Source organism: Variovorax sp. Soil_C_17, from assembly GCF_057657265.1.
In genome coordinates this window covers 1-17,817 of the sequence record NZ_JBDGIT010000017.1, presented here as the reverse complement: position 1 = coordinate 17,817, position 17,817 = coordinate 1, and the positions used below count along the sequence as shown (strand labels likewise).

16 protein-coding genes and 1 pseudogene are annotated in these 17,817 nt (G+C 65.1%); 13 read left to right on the top strand and 4 right to left on the bottom strand.

What is annotated here, in order from left to right; genetic code table 11:
• The first annotated feature begins 39 nt into the window (after window positions 1-39).
• The 12 genes from AC3A6Y_RS32970 (at window position 40) to AC3A6Y_RS32915 (ending at window position 9,833) form a co-directional block, all read left to right on the top strand.
• Window positions 40-759, top strand: a complete 720-nt coding sequence (locus AC3A6Y_RS32970) for a DUF1028 domain-containing protein (RefSeq protein WP_487872433.1) — start codon at window positions 40-42, stop codon at window positions 757-759.
• 28 nt (window positions 760-787) lie between these two features.
• Window positions 788-1,771, top strand: a complete 984-nt coding sequence (locus AC3A6Y_RS32965) for a tripartite tricarboxylate transporter substrate binding protein (protein ID WP_487872432.1) — start codon at window positions 788-790, stop codon at window positions 1,769-1,771.
• A gap of 40 nt (window positions 1,772-1,811) precedes the next feature.
• Window positions 1,812-2,537, top strand: coding sequence for a DUF1028 domain-containing protein (locus AC3A6Y_RS32960; protein WP_487872431.1), 726 nt, complete (start codon window positions 1,812-1,814; stop codon window positions 2,535-2,537).
• Window positions 2,538-2,733: 196 nt separating this feature from the next.
• Window positions 2,734-4,122 carry an amidohydrolase family protein gene (locus AC3A6Y_RS32955; protein ID WP_487872430.1) on the top strand — a complete coding sequence of 463 codons (1,389 nt, stop codon included), beginning with the start codon at window positions 2,734-2,736 and terminating at the stop codon, window positions 4,120-4,122.
• 66 nt (window positions 4,123-4,188) lie between these two features.
• Complete coding sequence (locus tag AC3A6Y_RS32950; protein ID WP_487872429.1) at window positions 4,189-5,358, top strand: MFS transporter; 1,170 nt, start codon at window positions 4,189-4,191, stop codon at window positions 5,356-5,358.
• Between the two features lie 149 nt (window positions 5,359-5,507).
• Window positions 5,508-6,350, top strand: coding sequence for an intradiol ring-cleavage dioxygenase (locus AC3A6Y_RS32945; protein WP_487872428.1), 843 nt, complete (start codon window positions 5,508-5,510; stop codon window positions 6,348-6,350).
• A gap of 5 nt (window positions 6,351-6,355) precedes the next feature.
• Complete coding sequence (locus tag AC3A6Y_RS32940) at window positions 6,356-7,450, top strand: maleylacetate reductase (RefSeq protein ID WP_487872427.1); 1,095 nt, start codon at window positions 6,356-6,358, stop codon at window positions 7,448-7,450.
• A gap of 45 nt (window positions 7,451-7,495) precedes the next feature.
• A complete protein-coding gene (locus AC3A6Y_RS32935; RefSeq protein WP_487872426.1) occupies window positions 7,496-7,882 on the top strand; it encodes a RidA family protein in 387 nt (128 codons plus the stop codon).
• 292 nt (window positions 7,883-8,174) lie between these two features.
• Window positions 8,175-8,480, top strand: a complete 306-nt coding sequence (locus tag AC3A6Y_RS32930) for a YciI family protein (protein WP_487872425.1) — start codon at window positions 8,175-8,177, stop codon at window positions 8,478-8,480.
• A 5-nt stretch (window positions 8,481-8,485) separates the two neighbouring features.
• Window positions 8,486-8,812, top strand: coding sequence for a Dabb family protein (locus tag AC3A6Y_RS32925; protein ID WP_487872424.1), 327 nt, complete (start codon window positions 8,486-8,488; stop codon window positions 8,810-8,812).
• Window positions 8,813-8,848: 36 nt separating this feature from the next.
• On the top strand, window positions 8,849-9,391 hold the full coding sequence (locus AC3A6Y_RS32920; RefSeq protein WP_487872423.1) for an NADPH-dependent FMN reductase: 543 nt from the start codon (window positions 8,849-8,851) through the stop codon (window positions 9,389-9,391).
• Window positions 9,392-9,467: 76 nt separating this feature from the next.
• Window positions 9,468-9,833: a DoxX family protein gene (locus tag AC3A6Y_RS32915; RefSeq protein ID WP_487872422.1), complete on the top strand. Its 366-nt coding sequence runs from the start codon at window positions 9,468-9,470 to the stop codon at window positions 9,831-9,833.
• Between the two features lie 236 nt (window positions 9,834-10,069).
• Here the strand turns inward: AC3A6Y_RS32915 and AC3A6Y_RS32910 are convergent, their stop codons facing one another.
• The 4 genes and pseudogenes from AC3A6Y_RS32910 to AC3A6Y_RS32895 all read right to left on the bottom strand — a co-directional run bounded on the left by AC3A6Y_RS32910 (window position 10,070) and on the right by AC3A6Y_RS32895 (window position 16,870).
• Entirely contained in the window at window positions 10,070-12,130 is a 2,061-nt protein-coding gene (locus AC3A6Y_RS32910; protein WP_487872421.1) for an acetoacetate--CoA ligase, read from the bottom strand.
• Window positions 12,127-14,442 carry a N,N-dimethylformamidase beta subunit family domain-containing protein gene (locus AC3A6Y_RS32905; protein WP_487872420.1) on the bottom strand — a complete coding sequence of 772 codons (2,316 nt, stop codon included), beginning with the start codon at window positions 14,440-14,442 and terminating at the stop codon, window positions 12,127-12,129. Before AC3A6Y_RS32905 ends, AC3A6Y_RS32910 begins: the two co-directional genes overlap by 4 nt.
• Window positions 14,439-15,416: a Bug family tripartite tricarboxylate transporter substrate binding protein gene (locus tag AC3A6Y_RS32900; RefSeq protein ID WP_487872419.1), complete on the bottom strand. Its 978-nt coding sequence runs from the start codon at window positions 15,414-15,416 to the stop codon at window positions 14,439-14,441. Before AC3A6Y_RS32900 ends, AC3A6Y_RS32905 begins: the two co-directional genes overlap by 4 nt.
• A gap of 45 nt (window positions 15,417-15,461) precedes the next feature.
• Window positions 15,462-16,870, bottom strand: a pseudogene (locus tag AC3A6Y_RS32895) (aminotransferase family protein).
• Between the two features lie 72 nt (window positions 16,871-16,942).
• Here AC3A6Y_RS32895 and AC3A6Y_RS32890 point away from each other — a divergent pair.
• A partial coding sequence (locus tag AC3A6Y_RS32890; protein WP_487872418.1) for a LysR substrate-binding domain-containing protein occupies window positions 16,943-17,817 on the top strand: 875 nt, incomplete at its 3' end.

The window sequence follows — 17,817 nt, the reverse complement described above, 5'->3', positions numbered from 1 at the left end:
AGCGCAGATTTCACCAATTCAGATAAGGGGTTTTTAGCCATGACTTTCACGATCATTGCGCGCGACAAGCAGTCGGGTGATTTCGGTATCTGCATTTCGAGCTTCTCGCCGGCGGTGGGTTGGATAGCGCCCTTCGCATCGGCGCAAGCCGGCGTGCTCTCCTATCAATCGTCCGTGGAACCTCGGCTGGGCAAGGTCGCGCTGGGCTTGCTCGAGAGGGGGTATTCGGCCCAGAAGGTGCTCATCGACATGGAACAGATGGACAAACACTGGGAATACAGGCAGGTCGGTGTTCTCGACTCGCGCGGCGGGATGGCCGTCTTCACGGGCAAGAAGAACTATCAATGGGCAGGGCATCGCATCGGCTCCGATTTCATTGCCTTCGGCAACGTGCTCGCCGGCGAGAAGACCATCGATGGGATCTGCGAGGCGTGGGAGAAAAACCGCGCCGCGAGCTTCGACGACCGTCTGATGCGCGCGATCGAAGGCGGCCGCGATGCCGGCGGCCAATTGGAGGGCCAGACCTCGGCGGCCATCAAGACGTTCGGCCGCAAGGGCACGGCGCGGCTCGACCTGCGCTGCGACCACGCGTCCGAGCCGATCGCGGAACTGCGGCGGATCGTCGACTGGTACATGCCGCTGGTGGAGTACTACGAGGCGCTGGTCGATGACCCGTCGGTCATGCCCCGGCACAAGGACTGGCTCAAGGAGCGCGGTATCGAACGCGAGTACGGCAAACCGCCGCCGCACCTGGCCTGAATTTCATCCCATTCTTTTGGAGCCAGATATGAGCATCAATCTTTTCCGTTGCGCCGTTTCCCGCCGGGCCGCGTCCGTCTTCGCGGCGGCGGCTCTCCTGTCCGCGTCCGTCTTCGCCCAGGCGCCGTTTCCGACAAAGCCGGTGCGCCTGGTCGTCCCCTGGCCGGCAGGTGCTTCTCCGGACGTCACGGCCCGGTTCATTGCAGAGCGCCTCACCAAGGATCTTGGCCAACCGGTCCTCGTCGACAACAGGCCCGGGGCGAGCCAGATCATTGGCACGGACCTCGTGGCCAAGGCTCCCGCCGACGGATATACGCTTCTCTACACCGCAGTTCCGTCGGTCTCGCTCAATCCACATGTGTTCAGCAAGCTGCCGTATAAGGCGTCCGACCTGGTGCCGGTCATCCACGTCGCTGAAGTTCCTTTTGTGCTGATCGTTCGCGCAAATTCCCCGAACAAGTCGCTTGATGATCTGGTGCAAGCCGCCAAGCGCGAGCCGGGCAAGATGAACTACGCGACCTACGGAGATGGCACGCCAAGCCACATCGCGGCCCTTCAGCTGGCGCAGAAGACGGGTACGACCATGACGGCCATTCCCTACAAGGACGGAGGCATGCTCGCGGTCATGAGTGGCGACGTGGAGTTTTCGATGGAAGCGTCGGCCGCCGCCATTCCCCAGGTGAAGGGAGGCAAGGTGCGAGCGCTGGCCGTGTCTGCCAATCAGCGTGTACCGAGCCTGCCCGGTGTCCCCACGTTGTCCGAGGTCTTGCCGGGCAACCAGTTGCATTCGTGGAATGGCGTCCTGGCGCCGCGGGGTACCCCTGCGGAAGTCCTGGATCGCTTGTCGGCGGCATTGCAGAAGATCGTTGCGTCGGCCGAGTTTCAAAAGAACGCGGTCGAACTTGGCTTGATTCCCGTGGGGGGAACCCGGGCGGAGTTCGGATCGTTCCTGGCCAAGGATTACGAAGAATGGGGCGCGATCGTGAAACGCAACAACATTCGCCTTGACTGAGCGCGACCCGTACCCCCTTCAATGCTGACCGGAACCCATCATGACCTACACGGTAATCGGGCACTGCCCCCGCACCCATCAGATCGGCGTCGCCGTCGCGACGTATTCAGTTGCCTTCGGGTCGTTCACGCAAGGAGCGCACAACGCCTACGGCGTCGTCATGTCACAGGCCAACGGGCGCAGGCGCAATGCGCCACTGGCACAGAGCCTGCTGCAGCAGGGGTGGTCGAGCAAGAGCGTGCTTGCTGCCCTGGTCGAGGACGACCTCCACGAGAGCCTTCGCCAGATCGCCGTGATGACGCGTGACGGTGTGGGCGTGGTTCACACGGGCGCGCGCGTTACGGGTTGGGCCGGAGACAAGACGGGGCCGGACTACACCGTTTTCGGCAACGTTTTGACAGGCGAACATGTGCTCAAGGCGATGGAAACCACGTTCAACAAAGACCCGGACCAGCCGCTGGTCGAACGCCTCATCAGCACGCTGGAGTCCGGCAGGGACGCGGGTGGCCAGGCCGCCAACGACCGCCATTTGCCCGAGCGATCAGCCTGCGTGGTTGTGATGGACCGCAAGAGCTACGCGGCATGGGACCTGCGCGTCGACATGCACGGGACCGCGGTGGAGGAACTGCGCCGCATCTACAGCCTGTACAAGCCGTATCAGCCCTACTACGAAGCCCGCGAGGAAGACCCCAGCAGCTGCCCGACGCAGCTGGCGTGGGAGCGCGAGAACCTGACCGGCGGTCAACTCCAGGAAACGCTGAAATAGTCGCAGGCGCCCGTGAAGGGCGCCATCGCGGTCTCCCCTGCGCGTTGGCGCCGTGCTTCAGCACGGCCGCCATTCCCGTCCAATCCAAACGATCATGAGGGACAACATGAGGTCTGCTATCACGCGCCGTTCTGCGCTTACGTTTGCTGCAGCAACATGTCTGGCTGGATCCGTTTCTGCCCAGGAAAAATCAACAATGTCCGATCAGGACCGTCAACTCGTCACGCCGCCGGCAACAGCGCCTCGCAAGATTCTGGTTCGAGGCGCCACGATCGTCAGCATGGATGCCAAAGTCGGCAATTTGACCAAGGGCGATATCCTGATTGCCGATGGCACCATTGCCGCGATCGGCACGAACCTGGAAGCTGGTGGCGCCGAAGTGATAGACGCCGCAGAGATGATCGCCATTCCGGGTATGGTCGATACGCATCGCCATTGCTGGGAAGGCCAGCTGCGCCGCATCAACCCCAATGCGGCAACGCTTGGGGACTATAGCAACGCTACCCATCTCTCATTCGCCAAGTACTACCGGCCGCGCGACATCTACGTCGGCAACATGGTCTCGGCGTTGGGCTGCATCGATGCCGGCATCACAACCGTGATCGACAACTCCCATAACAGCCGCTCGGCCGCGCACTCCGACGCCGGAGTTGAAGCGATGCTCGATGCAGGCATCAGAACGGTTCACGTCACCGGGGCGCCGGTGGCGGGTGATTGGGACAAGGCACATTGGTCAGGCAACCTTGCACGTCTGAACGCCAAGTACCTCACCAATCGGCCCGCAGGCTTGTTGACGCTGGGCGTGATGGACGCCTTTCCGAAGCTTGAAACGGACCAGTGGTCCGTTGCACGAGAACTGGGCGCTGTCATCGTGACCGAGTTCATTGGCAGCGACCTGGCAGCCCAGCTCGAGGGCCTGCACCGGAAAGGGTTGCTGCGCAGTGACAACATCTTTAACCACTGCATAGGCCTGCCGGAACCCGCCTGGAGGATCTTGCGCGAGGCAGGTGTGCGCGTCAGTGTTACCCCACGTTCCGATGCCCACTACGGTATCGAGGATGGCATGAATGCGTGGCAGAAGGCGCTCGAGCACGGCATTCGCCCCGGGTTCAGTGTCGATAACGAGACCTCCTACAGCGGTGACATGTTCATGGAAATGCGCGTGGCCTTCTACCTGCGACGGGTCCTGGGACACGGTGGCAATGCCGATGTGGCGGCGTCAACCAATGCTTCCCGGTTGCTGCAAGCCGCCACGATCGATGGCGCCGCAACCGCGGGACTGGAAAAGCGCACCGGCAGCCTGACGCCAGGCAAGCAGGCGGACGTGGTTCTGATCCGCACCAAGGACCTCAACATCTACCCGGTCAACAACGCCATTGGTACCGTGGTGCACGCGGCTGAGCGCAGCAATGTCGATACGGTCATCATCGGCGGGCGTCTGCGCAAGCGCAAAGGTGTCGTTCTGGGTGTGGACCAGGCAAAGCTGCGCGCCGCTATCGACGAGTCGCGCGCTCATCTGTTCAAGGCGGCCGGTTACAAGCCGGATCCGTTCTCAGAGTCGTTCGTGCCCATTCACAAGTCGTAGAGGCGCGGGAGCTTTGACGTGTGGACGCCCAACTTCAGAAAACGTTGACGTGATCAGGATTCGTTGGTGACGGTCACCTTGCTGGCTGCCGCCGCGTTTTTCAGCGCGGCCGCCCTGCGCATCTGCGACGCGATGCTGCCGCGCCTGGCCAGCGACTTCAGCGTGACGCCGGGCGCAGCCGGGCAGGTCATCATCTGGTTTGCCATCGCCTACGGGCTGGTGCAGCTGCTGTTCGGGCCGATGGGCGACCGCTACGGCAAGGCACGTTTGGTGCGTCTGGCGCTCGCCGGCTGTGCGGTGGCATCGCTGGCGTCGGCGCTTGCGCCCAATTTCGAGGTGCTGGTCTGGATGCGTGTCGCATGGGGCATCGCCGCCGCCGGCGTAATTCCCCTGACTATGGCCTGGATCGGCGACACCGTCCCCTATGGCCAGCGCCAGGCCACGCTGGCGCGTCTCCTCACAGGCACCATCTCGGGAATGATGGCGGGCCAGCTGGCCGGCGGGTTGTTCGCCGAGTCGGCCGCCGGATGGCGCGCTGCCTTCATCAGCCTGAGCGCGGGATATGCCCTGGTGGCGGTCCTGCTGACGGTGCAAGCGCGCCAGGTGCAGGCCTCGATTGCCGCGCCCGCCGCTGCTGCTTCGCAGGTGCCGGTGGCGCAGCAGCTGGTGGCCGTGCTGCGCCTGCCCTGGGCGCGTGTCGTCCTGCTGGCGGTGCTGGCAGAGGGGTTCTTCCTGCTGGGGCCCTTGAGCTACCTACCTACCTACCTGCACCTGCACCACAAGCTGACGCTGTCTACGGCCTCGGCGCTGGCAGCTCTCAATGCGGTCGGCGGCCTGGCCTACGCCGTCACTGCCAGGCACATCGTGGTCCGCTTCGGGGAAAAGCGCATGGTGCTGGCGGGAGGCTGGCTGATGGGGGGCGGGTTCCTGGCCTGGTGGATTTCGGTGCTGCCCTTGCTGACCGGCCTCATCGCCTTGGTGGTGGGCTTCGGCACCTTCCTGTATCACAACACCCTGCAGACCCATGCGACTCAGATGATGCCCGCGGCACGCGGGACGTCCGTGGCGGTGTTCGCGTGTTTTCTGTTCGCCGGACAGGCGCTGGGCGTCGCCGCGACAGGCTATGTCCTGGACCACTTCGGCTTCACCCCGGTCCTGCTCTCGGCGGCTGTCGCCTTGCCCGTCGCGGGCTGGGGTTTTGCGCGTGCACTTCGGCTCCGGTCGGCTGGCGAATGAGCGTGCCCGGGCCCTCGGTGTTGTGCCACGGTGAAGCGATCCATTTTTTCAATTTAAGGAAATATCATTTCCGCTTCAAAGGCTTCTCATCAACTTTGTGAAATTTTATAGTTCGACTGACCTGCCCGGAAGCGGGCCCCTCCTGAACCATGCGAAACCTTAATCAAGACAACATCACGCAGGCTGTGATCGCCAGCTTCGCAGATGCCGGGACTCCTCGTGTCCACCAGATCATGACGAGCCTGGTGCAGCATCTCCATGCCTTTGCACGTGACGTGAAGCTGACCGAGGAAGAGTGGTTCCAGGGAATCGACTTTTTGACGCAGTGCGGACACATCACGGACTCGAAGCGGCAGGAGTTCATCCTGCTCTCCGATGTGTTGGGTTTGTCCATGCTCACGGTCGCAATGAATACCGAGAAGCCGCGAGGCTGTACGGAGTCCACCGTCTTCGGTCCCTTCCATGTCGAAGGTGCGCCCCGGTATGAGCTTGGAGAAGACATCGCCAATGGGGCGAAGGGCACGCCTTGCGTGGTGCGTGGAACCGTCCGCGACGTCGCGGGCAACTCCATCCCGGGCGCCGTGCTGGACGTGTGGCAATCCGACGAAGACGGGCTGTATGACGTGCAGCACGAAGGGCTGGATCAGGCGCAGGCGAGGGGTGTCTTGAAGGCGGATGGCGATGGGAAGTTCTTCTTCCGGTCCATCCTTGCCGTGCCGTACGCAATTCCTCACGATGGCCCCGTGGGCCGGATGCTGGAAGCCACGGGACGACATCCCTGGCGCCCGGCGCACCTTCACTTCATGGTCAAGGCACCTGGCTATGAGACGCTGGTCACGCATGTCTTTCGCGACAAGAGCGACTACCTCGATTCCGATGCCGTATTCGGCGTGCGCGAGTCGCTGGTCTGCGAGTGGAAGGAGCAGGCGGATGGTAGTTACCTGCTGGAATATGACTTCGTGCTCAACCCGATTCGCGCGCTGAACGGTTGATGGACATGAAGGACTTCGTCTATATCGCCCAGCCCTCGCGAGTGGTTTTCGGTGCCCGAAGCCTGTCGCACCTCGAGCGGGAGATCGACCTGCTCGGCGCCAAGCGAGCGATCGTGCTTTCGACATCCGAGCAGGCCGAACAGGCCCACGCGATAGCCGATCGCATCGGCAACCGCAGTGCGGGGGTGTTCGCGCGTGCAGTGATGCATGTACCTATCGAAACCGCTCGGGAGGCCCGTGAGTTCGCGCGCCAGCGCGATGCCGATTGCGCCATTGCGATCGGCGGCGGGTCGACGACCGGGCTTGGCAAGGCGATCGCGCTGGAATCATCACTTCCGGTGCTCGCAATCCCGACGACTTACGCGGGAAGCGAGATGACACCGATCTACGGCATCACGGAGTCAGGGCTCAAGAAGACCGGCAAGGACCCGCGCGTGTTGCCTCGCACGGTGATCTACGACCCCGAACTCACCATGACGCTTCCAGTGAGCCTGAGCGTCACCAGTGCGATGAACGCCATCGCGCATGCCGCCGAGGGTTTGTACGCGCAGGACAGCAACCCCGTCATGGATCTGATGGCCGAGGAAGGGATTCGTGCGCTTGCGCAGGCGCTGCCCGGCATCCGGGCCGACGCCAGGGACGTGGCTGCCCGCAGTGACGCGCTCTATGGGGCATGGCTTTGCGGCACCGTGCTGGGAACGGTCGGCATGGCGTTGCACCACAAGCTTTGCCACACGCTTGGCGGTACGTTCAATCTGCCCCATGCCGAAGTCCACACCGTCGTGCTGCCCCATGCGATCGCATTTAACGCGACTGCGGCCGCACAAGCTGCCAGACGCATCGAGCGTGCGCTCGGCAGAAGCGGGGTGAGTGCGGCAGCTGGCCTTTTCGACCTCGCGCTGCAGAACGATGCCCCGGTGGCATTGAAGGATATCGGCATGCGCCACGAGGATCTCGACAAGGCGGCCGAACTCGCCGTTGCAAACCCGTATTGGAACCCGCGCCCCATTGGCAGCGCCCAGCGCGCTGAAATCCGCGAGCTGCTCCAGCACGCATATGAGGGCGTGAGGCCGAATTCGATTGGCGCGCAAGTGCCATAACCGCCTGCCTCTCGAGGCAGATCTCACCAACCTTTAGGAGAGCACATGAAGAGAACCGTCATTCACACGAACAAAGTCCCGCCTGTGAAGGTACCGCTGTCACAAGGCATCAAGGTTGGCGACTGGATCTACACGTCCGGCATGCTCGGCATGGACCCCGCCACAGGGCAACTGGCCGCAGGCGGCATGGAGGCGGAAACGCGCCAGGTCTGTGAGAACCTGAAAGCCGTTCTCGAAGCTGGTGGTTCGTCGCTCGAAGATGTTCACAAAGTTGTCATCTATGTTGCCGACCTCGCGGAGATGCTGCCGATGAACAAGGTGTTCAGTGAGTATTTCCCGAAGGATCCGCCGGCGCGTACGACGTTCCAGGCGGCAGGGCTGGTCATGGGTGCGCGAGTGGAAATCGAGGCGATCGCCACCGTCAAGGACTGACCAAGATAATCGAAGACCCACCGACCGCAGCCGTGAGGTTTCAGTCGGTGTTGAATGGAGACGCCAACATGCTGCAAGCGCCTTCAACGTCCAGGTTCCACGGCCTCGACTGCAGGGACCTGGACGAGTCGCAGCAAGCAATGCTGATCACCAGCGCCGTCGTTCCGCGACCGATCGCCCTTGCTTGCACCGGGGGGTGGGCAACGCCGCGCCTTTCTCAATATTGCGAGCGTCAACCCGCCGATTGTGATGTTCCCTCTCCACGGCGCTTGCGAGGATGTGATATCCCAAAATGCTCTACACATTCTTCCTGATCGACAAACCCGGTGTGCAGGAACTGCGTCTGCAACTTCGACCTGCTCACAAGGCCTATCTGGCCAAGGTAGCTGACCGGATCGCCTTCGCCGGGCCCCTTCTCGCGGACGACGGAACGTCGATGATCGGTAGCCTGCTGTCGATCGACTTCTCCTCCCGGGACGATGCGCACGCCTGGCTCACCGACGAGCCGTTCACGCGCGCTGGTGTCTACGCGTCAAGCAGCGTTCACGCCTTCGAGAATCTATGGCCTCAGAAGGCCGGCTTTCCGCCCGCGGAGTGAGCGCCATGGAGAGCAACGTGATCAAACACATCGTGATGTGGAAGCTGCGCGGCGAAACGCCCGAGCAGCGCCAGCAGAATGCCGGGCAGCTCGCGGAGAGCTTCCACAGCCTGCGAGGGCGAGTGCCCGGTCTCCTGCACCTGGAAATCGGAATCGACACGAGCGGTGTGGACTACGCATGCGACGTCGTGCTGTACAGCGAGTTCGCCTCCCAGGCGGCACTGGAGGCCTACGCGAGTCACCCCGAACACCTGCGTGTCAAGCGCGAGGTGGGCAACCTGCGCATCGCGCGGCACCAGGTGGATTACTTCACTACGCCACAAGCGGCATAGCTCCGCGGGCCCCGCTTACCTTCGATTGGAAACCTGATGAATATCCTTGGCCTGTCCGGCAGCCTCCGCGCCGGTTCCTACAACACGCTGGCGCTCCAAGCGGCTCAGAAGCTCGCGCCTGCAGGAATCATGATCGAGATCGCGAGCATCGGCGATATTCCCATGTACAACGACGACCAGCGCGCCCAGGGGGAACCCACCCCTGTCGCTGCGCTGAAGGCGAAAGTGCGCCAGGCGGATGCAGTGCTGATTGCCACACCAGAATACAACTTCTCCATCCCCGGAGTGCTGAAAAATTCGCTCGATTGGATGTCGCGCCCGCCGGAGCCGCCGTTCGCCGGCAAAGTCGTCGGCATCATCGGCGCCAGCCCAGGGCCAGTCGGCACAGCGCGCGTGCAGTACGACCTGCGGAAGATCATGGTGTTCATGGATGCGTTCACGGTGAACAAACCTGAGGTGTTCATCAATCATTGCGCGGACAAGTTCGACGCGCAGGGACAGTTCACCGACGAGGCCGGCAGCAAGTTCATCGTTGATTTGCTGCTCGCCATGCAGGGCCTGAAGCAGCGGCTTGGCTAAGCCATGATCGACAGGATTTCCTCTTCTGTCGGCGTGGCGCTCGTGCCTGAGCGAGTCTAGAAATTTACACGTGATCATGGACACAAGTATCGCAACCGATCCCTTACGGCAGCTCTCGATGCTGTGTGGATTGATGTTTATCCCGCACAGCGTCGCGAAGTTCACGGCGCGCAAGGCAGTTGAGGACGTTTTCGAGGCCGCGGGGCTGCTGCCCGTGCGCTTCTTCGTCGTCCTCTCGCTGGTCATCGAACTTGTAGCAACCGTTGGCCTCGTTTTCAACGTGCTGCAGCCCTATGCCTCGTGGTTGGGAGCGTCGTTCATGCTCTGTGCAGGAGTTGCCTCGTACAAGATCTCAGGAGGCAAATGGAACTGGAGCCTTGGGGGCTGTGAACTGCATGTCTTCTGGGCGCTTTGTATGATGATCGTCGCCGTCCATGGCTAGCGCTGCAATAACACGCTGTCCGGCATGGAGACCCCGGTGCATCGTGCCCCAAGGACGCAGTTATTGAGCGGATGTCTGCTTTGGGGCCAGAAGCCGACGGTCGTCGACGACGGCTTTCCGGCATTCCAGCACGATAGTGATCACGCGCCAGTCCGGTCCGATCTATCCAAACCTTGCCCAGGGCTTCGTGCCGAGCGACGAGCGGCGAGCGGCGAGCGGAGCCTCGCACATCCGCGTCAGCCTATGCGACGGCGGTACCTTTGGGCGAAATCCACGTACCAGTCGATGCTCCCAGGCTCCGCCAGCGCATCGCGGCTGACGACCTTCTCGAGCGCGTGGCCCAGCAGGAGCTTCTTGACAGGCAACTCCAGTTTCTTGCCGGTGATTGTCTTGGGGATCGTGCTCACCTGGATGATTTCGTTGGGCACGTGTCGTGCTGACAAGCCTGTACGCAAGGCCTGCCGGATGCGTTGCTCCAGCGGCGCGTCCAGCTGGATGCCGGGCTGCAGCTGAACGAACAGCGCCATGTACGAATCGCGCCCGAGGTACTCCAGGTCCACGACCAGGCTGTCCAGCACTTCGGTGATGCCCTGGACGACGCGGTACAGCTCGGACGTTCCCATGCGCACGCCTTGGCGGTTGATGGTGGCGTCCGAACGGCCGTAGATCAGGCCTGCCGTGGCGCCCGGCCGCGGCACCAGGCGCAGCCAGTCGCCATGCCGCCAGACGTTGCGGCCCTGGCTGTCCTTGAAGCTATCGAAGTAGCTCTCCAGGTACCGCCGGTTGTCCGCGTCTCCCCAGAAGTACAGCGGCATCGAAGGCAGCGGTCTGGTGCACACCAGTTCGCCCACCTCATCCAGCACGGGTTGGCCGGCCTCGTTCCATGCCTGCACGCAGGAACCCAACGTGCGGCATTGCATCTCACCGGTGCGCACCGGCAGGGTGGGGAGCCCCACCAGGAAGCCGCCGGCGATGTCTGTCCCGCCGGAAACGATGTTGAGCCAGAGATCGCGCTTGACGGCGCTGTAGAGCCATTCGCAAGCCTCGGGTGCCAGGGGAGAACCCGTGGATGACACCGTGTGCAACTGCCGTAGGTCCGCGATCTCGCGCGGCACGATGCCGGCCTTCAAGCACGCGTGGTGGATCGCGGCTCCGGCGCCGAATACCTCAACGCCCAGCCGTCCCGCCAGCTTCCACAGGTGGCCCCAGTCCGGCTCGGCGCCGGCACCGGTCACGGCGCCGTCGTACAGCACGATGGTGGCGCCTCCCAGCAGCCCGAGGATGTGTGCGTTCCAGACCATCCACGACGTATTGGCGGCCCAGAAAACGCGCTCGCCCGGGTGCAGATCGCCGTGCAGGACCATGTTCACCATGCCGTTCGCGAGCACCCCGCCGTGGCCGTGGACGATCGCCTTGGGCAGTCCCGTCGTTCCCGACGAGTAAAGGATCCACAGCGGATGGTCCGCCGGCAGCGCTGCCGGTTGCCAGGCCGCCTCGCGCGCAATGGCCTCCTGCCAGCGCACCGTCGTGCGGCCCGTGGCCTGCCCGGGCGGATGCGCAGCCGCGTCAAGATGCGGAATCCAGAGAATTCCGGTGACTGTCGGCAGCTCGCGCAGGATCTCGTCCAGCGTGCCGCGGCGGTCGAACGGCTTGCCGCCGAAGCGATAGCCATCCGCCGCAACCAGCACCTTGGGCTCGATCTGCCGAAATCGGTCGCCCACGCTCACCGGCCCCATGTCCGGCGCACACAGGGACCACACCGCGCCCAGGCTGGCGGCGGCCAGGAACGCGACGACCGCCTGGGGAGTGTTGGGCAGGTAGCCGGCCACCCGGTCACCCTGCTGCACACCCAGGTCGCGCAAGGCCTGGGCCACCGAAGCCACCTGGCGCTGGAGCTCGACCCAGCTCATGGCGCCGGTGCCCGAGGCCTCGCTTTCAAACACGATCGCGGGCGAGGCCAGGTGCGCGTGGCGGAACACCTGGTCGACCAAGTTGAGTCTGGCGCCTTCGAACCAGCGGGCGCCCGGCATGTCGTCGCTGGACAGGATGCGCGCGTACGGCGTTCGCAACGGAAGCGCGAAGAAGGCCAGCACGGCGCTCCAGAAGCCCTCCAGGTCGGTCACCGACCATTGCCACAGGGCCTCGTAATTCTCGAAGCGTAGGCCGCGTTCGCGATCCAGCCAAGACTCGAAGTGCGTGATCAGGGCCCGTTCCTTGCGGGCCGGCGCCGGTGTCCATAAGGGCGCTTCGGAAGGTGCGGACGCCGTGCGAGGGGCGGTTTCTGGTTGTGTGGTCACGATGCAGCCTTGTGAGTGAGAGCTCGTGTGAGATTCTTGGGGGCCACGCCGAAACGATGCAGCACGTTGCCGAGCAGCGTTCCGAAAAGCGGGTCGCTGCCAATCACCCAGGCCGCGCCCACTGCGCCTGCGTGGAACACGCGGCCGCCTTGCGGCCGTTCCCAATAGATCATTTCGGCCGACAGCCCGTCGAGCGATTCGGTGGGTCTCGAGTAGTAGTCGAGGTAGGCGTCCAGCTTGCCCGGCACGCGCCGGATGCCCTTGGCGATGACCTCGATGCCCTCTTGCGCGACAGGCAGGGAAGCACCCGGGGGGCAGCACTTGGTCATCTTCGCGAGGGTCAAGAGGGTTAGGTCCCACTCGTGCCCAATGGCGCGCGGCAACCCGCCGCCGGGCGCGTGGCCGAAGGTTTCGCCCTTTCCGAGGCCCAGCGGCTGCGGCTCGTTGAAGAGTGCATGTGCCGGTAGCTCGACATGGTAGACGCCAAAGTCGTCGACGTCGGCGAAGGCCCAGCCCGCAGTTTCGAGGCCGATGATTTCGCCGGCCGGACGGCCTGATGCCTTGAGCCTTCCGCCGCGCGCCCAGTCCTGGCTGTGGTACTGCTCGCCAAACGCGCCTGCCGGCGGGCCGACGGGTGGCCTGGCGTCGTCGTGATCGGGCCCGTTCACCTTCCGCTGCTCCATGACGGTGAACTCCTCGTCGTAGCTCACGCGCAGGTACATGGTGTTGCCCGAGAGCACGATCGCGCTGCCGCCACGCTTTAGGAAATCGTCGAGACCCTCCACCCCGGGCAGCGACCAGTATTCGCTGTGCCCGTTGACGAAGACGGTCTTGTAGCGCGCGAGCAGCGACGGATCGCGGTGCAGGTCGATGTCGCCGATCACGTCGTAGTCGTAACCCTGCCGGTCGAGCCACACATGCAGGTGACGCTCGAGCCGCGTCCATTGGCTGAAGCCGCTCGCGGCCGGGTCGTAGAGCGCGTTGGGGCTGGCATTGGGCCAGGGCATGCGAAGGCCGACCTGGTAGCAGGGCTGGCCGTGGCGGTGGTAGACGTAGCTGCTGAAGGCCGGCGCTTCGGGATGGCTGTTCGCAAGGCCCTCGGAACGGCGCGGCCACACCGGATCGTCGACCACGTTCTTCGCGAATGGCGTGGTGGCGTAGGCGAGCCAGCTGTTGACGGCGCACAGCACGAGGATCGGTGCCGGCGCCACGTGCGCGGGCTTGCGCACGATGAAGGTGATGTCGTAGTCCGCCTTGCGGCCTTCGATGTTGAAGCGCGCACGTCCGACGTAGACGCCCGACCTGGCGCCGTCGGGAATGCGGAATTCGTGCATCGCCTCCCAGCGGCAATCGTAGAGATCGTCGCCCGCGAACCGCAGGCCGTGCCCGCGCGTCGGGTCGTGGAGCGGGTCGTAGGGCGATTCGTCTTCTTCGTACTGGCCGACCTTGCCGGGCTCGAAGGCCGGGCCGACGATCATCCAGGTGGCGTGGTTCACGATGCGTCCCGTGCGATGGTATCCGCTGGCATCGGCCACCTGCGATCCGCGTTCTTCGCGCAACGGCCAGCACGTGAGTACCGATCGGCCCGATGCGATCTGCAATCCGCGTTGCTCGCGGCGCGCCGCGACCTCGCCGGAAGACAGCGCCCGGCCGTACAGCGCCGGCATGACGAGGTCGGCTTCGAGGAACAGGTCGGCCCGCCCGCCGATGGCGCTGGCGCCGAGCCGCAGCGGCGCTGCGGGCGGCGTGAGGGCCTGCGCCGCAGGCCACTGCGCCACGCATTCCGCGTCGATGTAGAGCATGGCGAGCTTGCCGTCCCACGTGGCGGCGACATGCTGCCAGCGGCGCGCGGCCAGCCGCCCGCACGGCGGCGCGGCGTTGTCCCCCAGGTGGAACGACAGCGCACCGCCCGGCTCGATGAAGAGCGCGAAGCCGCGCTGCGCGGGGTCGTCGTGCTGGCTGACGACGGCCTGCCTCACATCGACCGTCCAGGGCTTGATCCAGCATTCGAAGCTCAGTCCGCGCAGCGGCAGGCCGGCCGGCAAGCCGCGCTCGACATGCACGTAGGAGCCGGGGTGGATCGGCTGCACGCGTGCCGGATGCGGCGCGAACGCTTCCAGCGCCACGTCGTCGCTGCGTCCTTCGACGTCGCTGCCCAGCCGGCAGACCGCGAACTCGTAGGGCACGTCGCTGCTGATGTGGAAGCGGATGAGGTCACCCGCTGCCACGGTCTTGGCATCGGCGTAGCCGTGGAGGCCGGGCAGCCGCAGCGGCCTGTGGGGCGGGATCGGGTGCGGCGCGATCGCTGTCATTCCGCCGTGAAGCCCGAGGCCTTCACCACCGGCCCCCAGCGCTTGAGATCGTCGGCGATGAGGGCCGAGAGTTCTTCGGGCGTGCTCGGACTCGGATCGCTGCTGAGCTTCCGCAGCCGTTCCTGCACGTCCTTGCCGGCCAGCGCCTTGCCGAGCGCGGCATTCAGCTGGTCGACGATGGGCCGCGGCGTGCCGGCCGGCACGAAGAGGCCCGTCCATTCCAGGTTGTCGAAGTGCGGCTGGCCGAGTTCCTTGAGCGTCGGCACGTCGGGCAGCAGTGCGGCGCGCTTGTCACCGTTCACCGCCAGCACCCTGAGCTTGCCCGACTGCTGGTGGGCGACCAGATCCGCAATGGGCATGATCCCGGCCGAGATCTGGTTGCCGAGCAGGTCCTGCACCAGCGGCGCCGCGCCACGGTAAGGTGCGGCCACCAGGCCCGCCTTGGCATCGCTGCCGAGCCTGTAGCCCATGAACTGCGAGACGCTGCCCGGCGCGGGCACGCCGTAGTTCGCCTTCTTCGGGTCCTTGGCGGCGATGTCGAGCCACTGCTTCACATCCCTGGCCGGCAGCTCGGCGGGCACCGCGATGCCTTCGTAGAAGCTCACGATGCGGCCGACGGGCTTGAAGTCCTTGACCGGGTCGTAGCGCACCGACTTCGTGGTGAGCGGCAGCATGACCATCATGTGCATGTTGGCGAGCAGCACGGTGAGCCCGTCCGCGGGCGCAGTGCGAACGTAGTCGGCCGCGATCGCCCCGCCTGCGCCGGTGCGGTTGTCCACGACGACGGTCGTGCCGAGTTCGGCAGCCAGCTTGTCGGCGAGCGTGCGTGCCTGCACGTCGGCCGAGCCGCCGGCCGGATAGCCGACGATGAGCTTCAGCGGGCCGTGAGCGGTGTTGATCTGTGCCCCCGCCGCCGCGGCGAAGGCCCATGCCGTGCACGCGAGTGCGGCCTTGAGAGTGAACGAGAGCTTCATCGGGTGCTTTCCTGGGGGGGTTGCGAAATCGTGGTGTCGCGGGGTTCAGCGCGCGAGGCCCTGGCGCGCGATCTCGTCGGCGAGATCGGCCAATGACTTTTCGAGCAGGTCGCCCAGCTCGTCGATCTCCGCTTCGGTGATCGTGAGCGGTGGCGTGATCATCTGGAAATCGCCGAAGGCGCCCAGGTTGGCCCGGCGGTTGTAGAGCGCGATGCCGTGCTTCAGGCCATGCTCGGTGAGCCGCGCAGGCGCGTTGAAGGCGACCGGCAGCTGGCTGCGCCTGCCCTTGTCCGAGACGATCTCGATGGCTGTGAGGAGGCCCTTGCCGCGCACGTCGCCGACGATCGGCGAGCGCGCTGCGATGTCGCGCAGGCGCGCCATCAGCAGTTCGCCCATGCCCTGTGCGCGCGTGACGAGGTCTTGCCGCACCACCTCCTCGACCACGGCGCGCGCCACCGCGCACGACAGCGGATTCGTGAAGTAGGTGTGGCCGTGCACGAAGCCGCCGGCGCCCGCGATCGCATCGACCATCCTGTTCGGTGCGAGCAGGCAACCGAGCGGCGTGTAGCCGGCGGCCAACCCTTGGCCAGCGTCACGAGGTCGGGGTGGGCGCCTTCCCAATGGTGCGCGGCCAGGAAGGCGCCGGTGCGGCCGGCGCCGCTCATGATCTCGTCGAAGATCACCAGGACCCCGTGGCGGTCGCAGATCTCGCGCACGCGCCGGAAGTAGGCAGCCGAGGAGACCACCGCGCCGGTCGAGAGGCCGCCGATGGGCTCGAGGATGAAGGCCAGCACCGTCTGCGGGCCCTCACGCAGGATGGTTTGTTCGAGCGCGTCGGCGCAAGCCTGCTCGTACGACTCGACCGAGTGGCCCTCGGGCACGCGGTACGACAGAGGCGCCGGCACCTTGGGCATCGCGCGGACCATCGGCCCGTACAGGCCGAGCGTGTTGGCGTCGCCGGTGACCGCCAGCGCGCCCAGCGTCGAGCCGTGATAGCTCGGATCGCGCGAGATCACCTTCGAGCGGCTGCCCTGGCCGGTCACGACCGCATACTGGCGCGCCAGCTTGATCGCGGCCTCGTTGGCCTCCGAGCCGCCCGAGACGAAGAATGCGCGGTCGAAGCCGTCGCCCGCAAGCTCGCAGACGCGGTCGGCCAGCGCGATGTTGTGTTCGCTCTCGAAGAAGCGCGGATACGCGAAGGTCACCTTGGAAGCCTGCTCGGCCATCGCGGCCAGCACGCGCGGGTTGCCGTGGCCGATGTTCGCGACGACGGCGCCCGCGGTGGCATCGAGATAGCGCTTGCCGTTCGCATCCCACAGGAAGATGCCCTCGCCGCGGGCGACGCGCGGCGGACGGGCCGACCCCTTGGGGGCGTAGAAGCCGAGGACGGAGCCGCCCTTGGGGCTGTCGCCGATCCGGGGAATGTCGGTTGCAGGGGAATTGAGGCTGGTCATGCCCCCAACGATACGAAGCACGACCGCTTTGCGGTAGACGCATGGACCGATGAAGTCATATACGCTAGGCGCATGAAGCACGTCCATGACCGGCTCGACCTGCTCGAGACCTTCCGGAAGATCGGCGAGAGCGGCTCGCTCAGCAAGGCGGCGCGGTTGCTGGGCATGACCCAGCCCACGGTCAGCCGGCGCTTGCTCGAACTCGAGCGGCTGCTCGGCTGCAAGCTGGCGCTGCGCACCACGGCGAGCTTTTCGCTCACCGACGAAGGGCGCTCGCTGCTCATCGAGGCCCGCGACCTCGGCGACCGCTGGTCAGGCCTGGCGCAACGCCTGAAGGGCGGGCAGAGCCAGCCCGAAGGCACGCTGCGCGTGATCGGGCCTTCGGGGTACGGGACGGGCTTCCTGACCGATGCCGTGACCGATCTGCGGGCCGCACATCCCGCGTTGCGCGTCGAACTCACGCTGACCGATCGGGTGCTCGACCTGACTGCATGGGGCGCGGATTGCTGGGTCTGCGTGGGGGAGGTGCGCGATCCCGGATTGGCGAGCCGCAAGCTCGGCACGATGGAGCGCGTGCTGATTGCCGCGCCCGAGTTGCCCAAGAAGTTGGGGCCCATCACCATCGCGCGCCTTCCGCAGTTGCCCTGCGCGGGGCTCGTGCCCTACGTGACCGGCAACGTGCGCATGCTGGACCGATCGGGCCGCTCCCGCATGGTGATGCTCGACACACCGATCCAGACCGACAGCCTGTTGTCGAGCTACCGCGCGATCCTCAACGGAGCCGGCATCGGCGCGGCGGCCCCCTGGATGTGCCAGGAAGACCTCAAGACCGGCCGGGTGCAGCGGGTGCTGGAAAATTGGTGGCTTGAACCGATCGCCATTCACGTCGCGCTGCCTCCGGGCATCTACAGGCCCGCGCGCGTGACCGCATTCATCGAGGCCCTCAA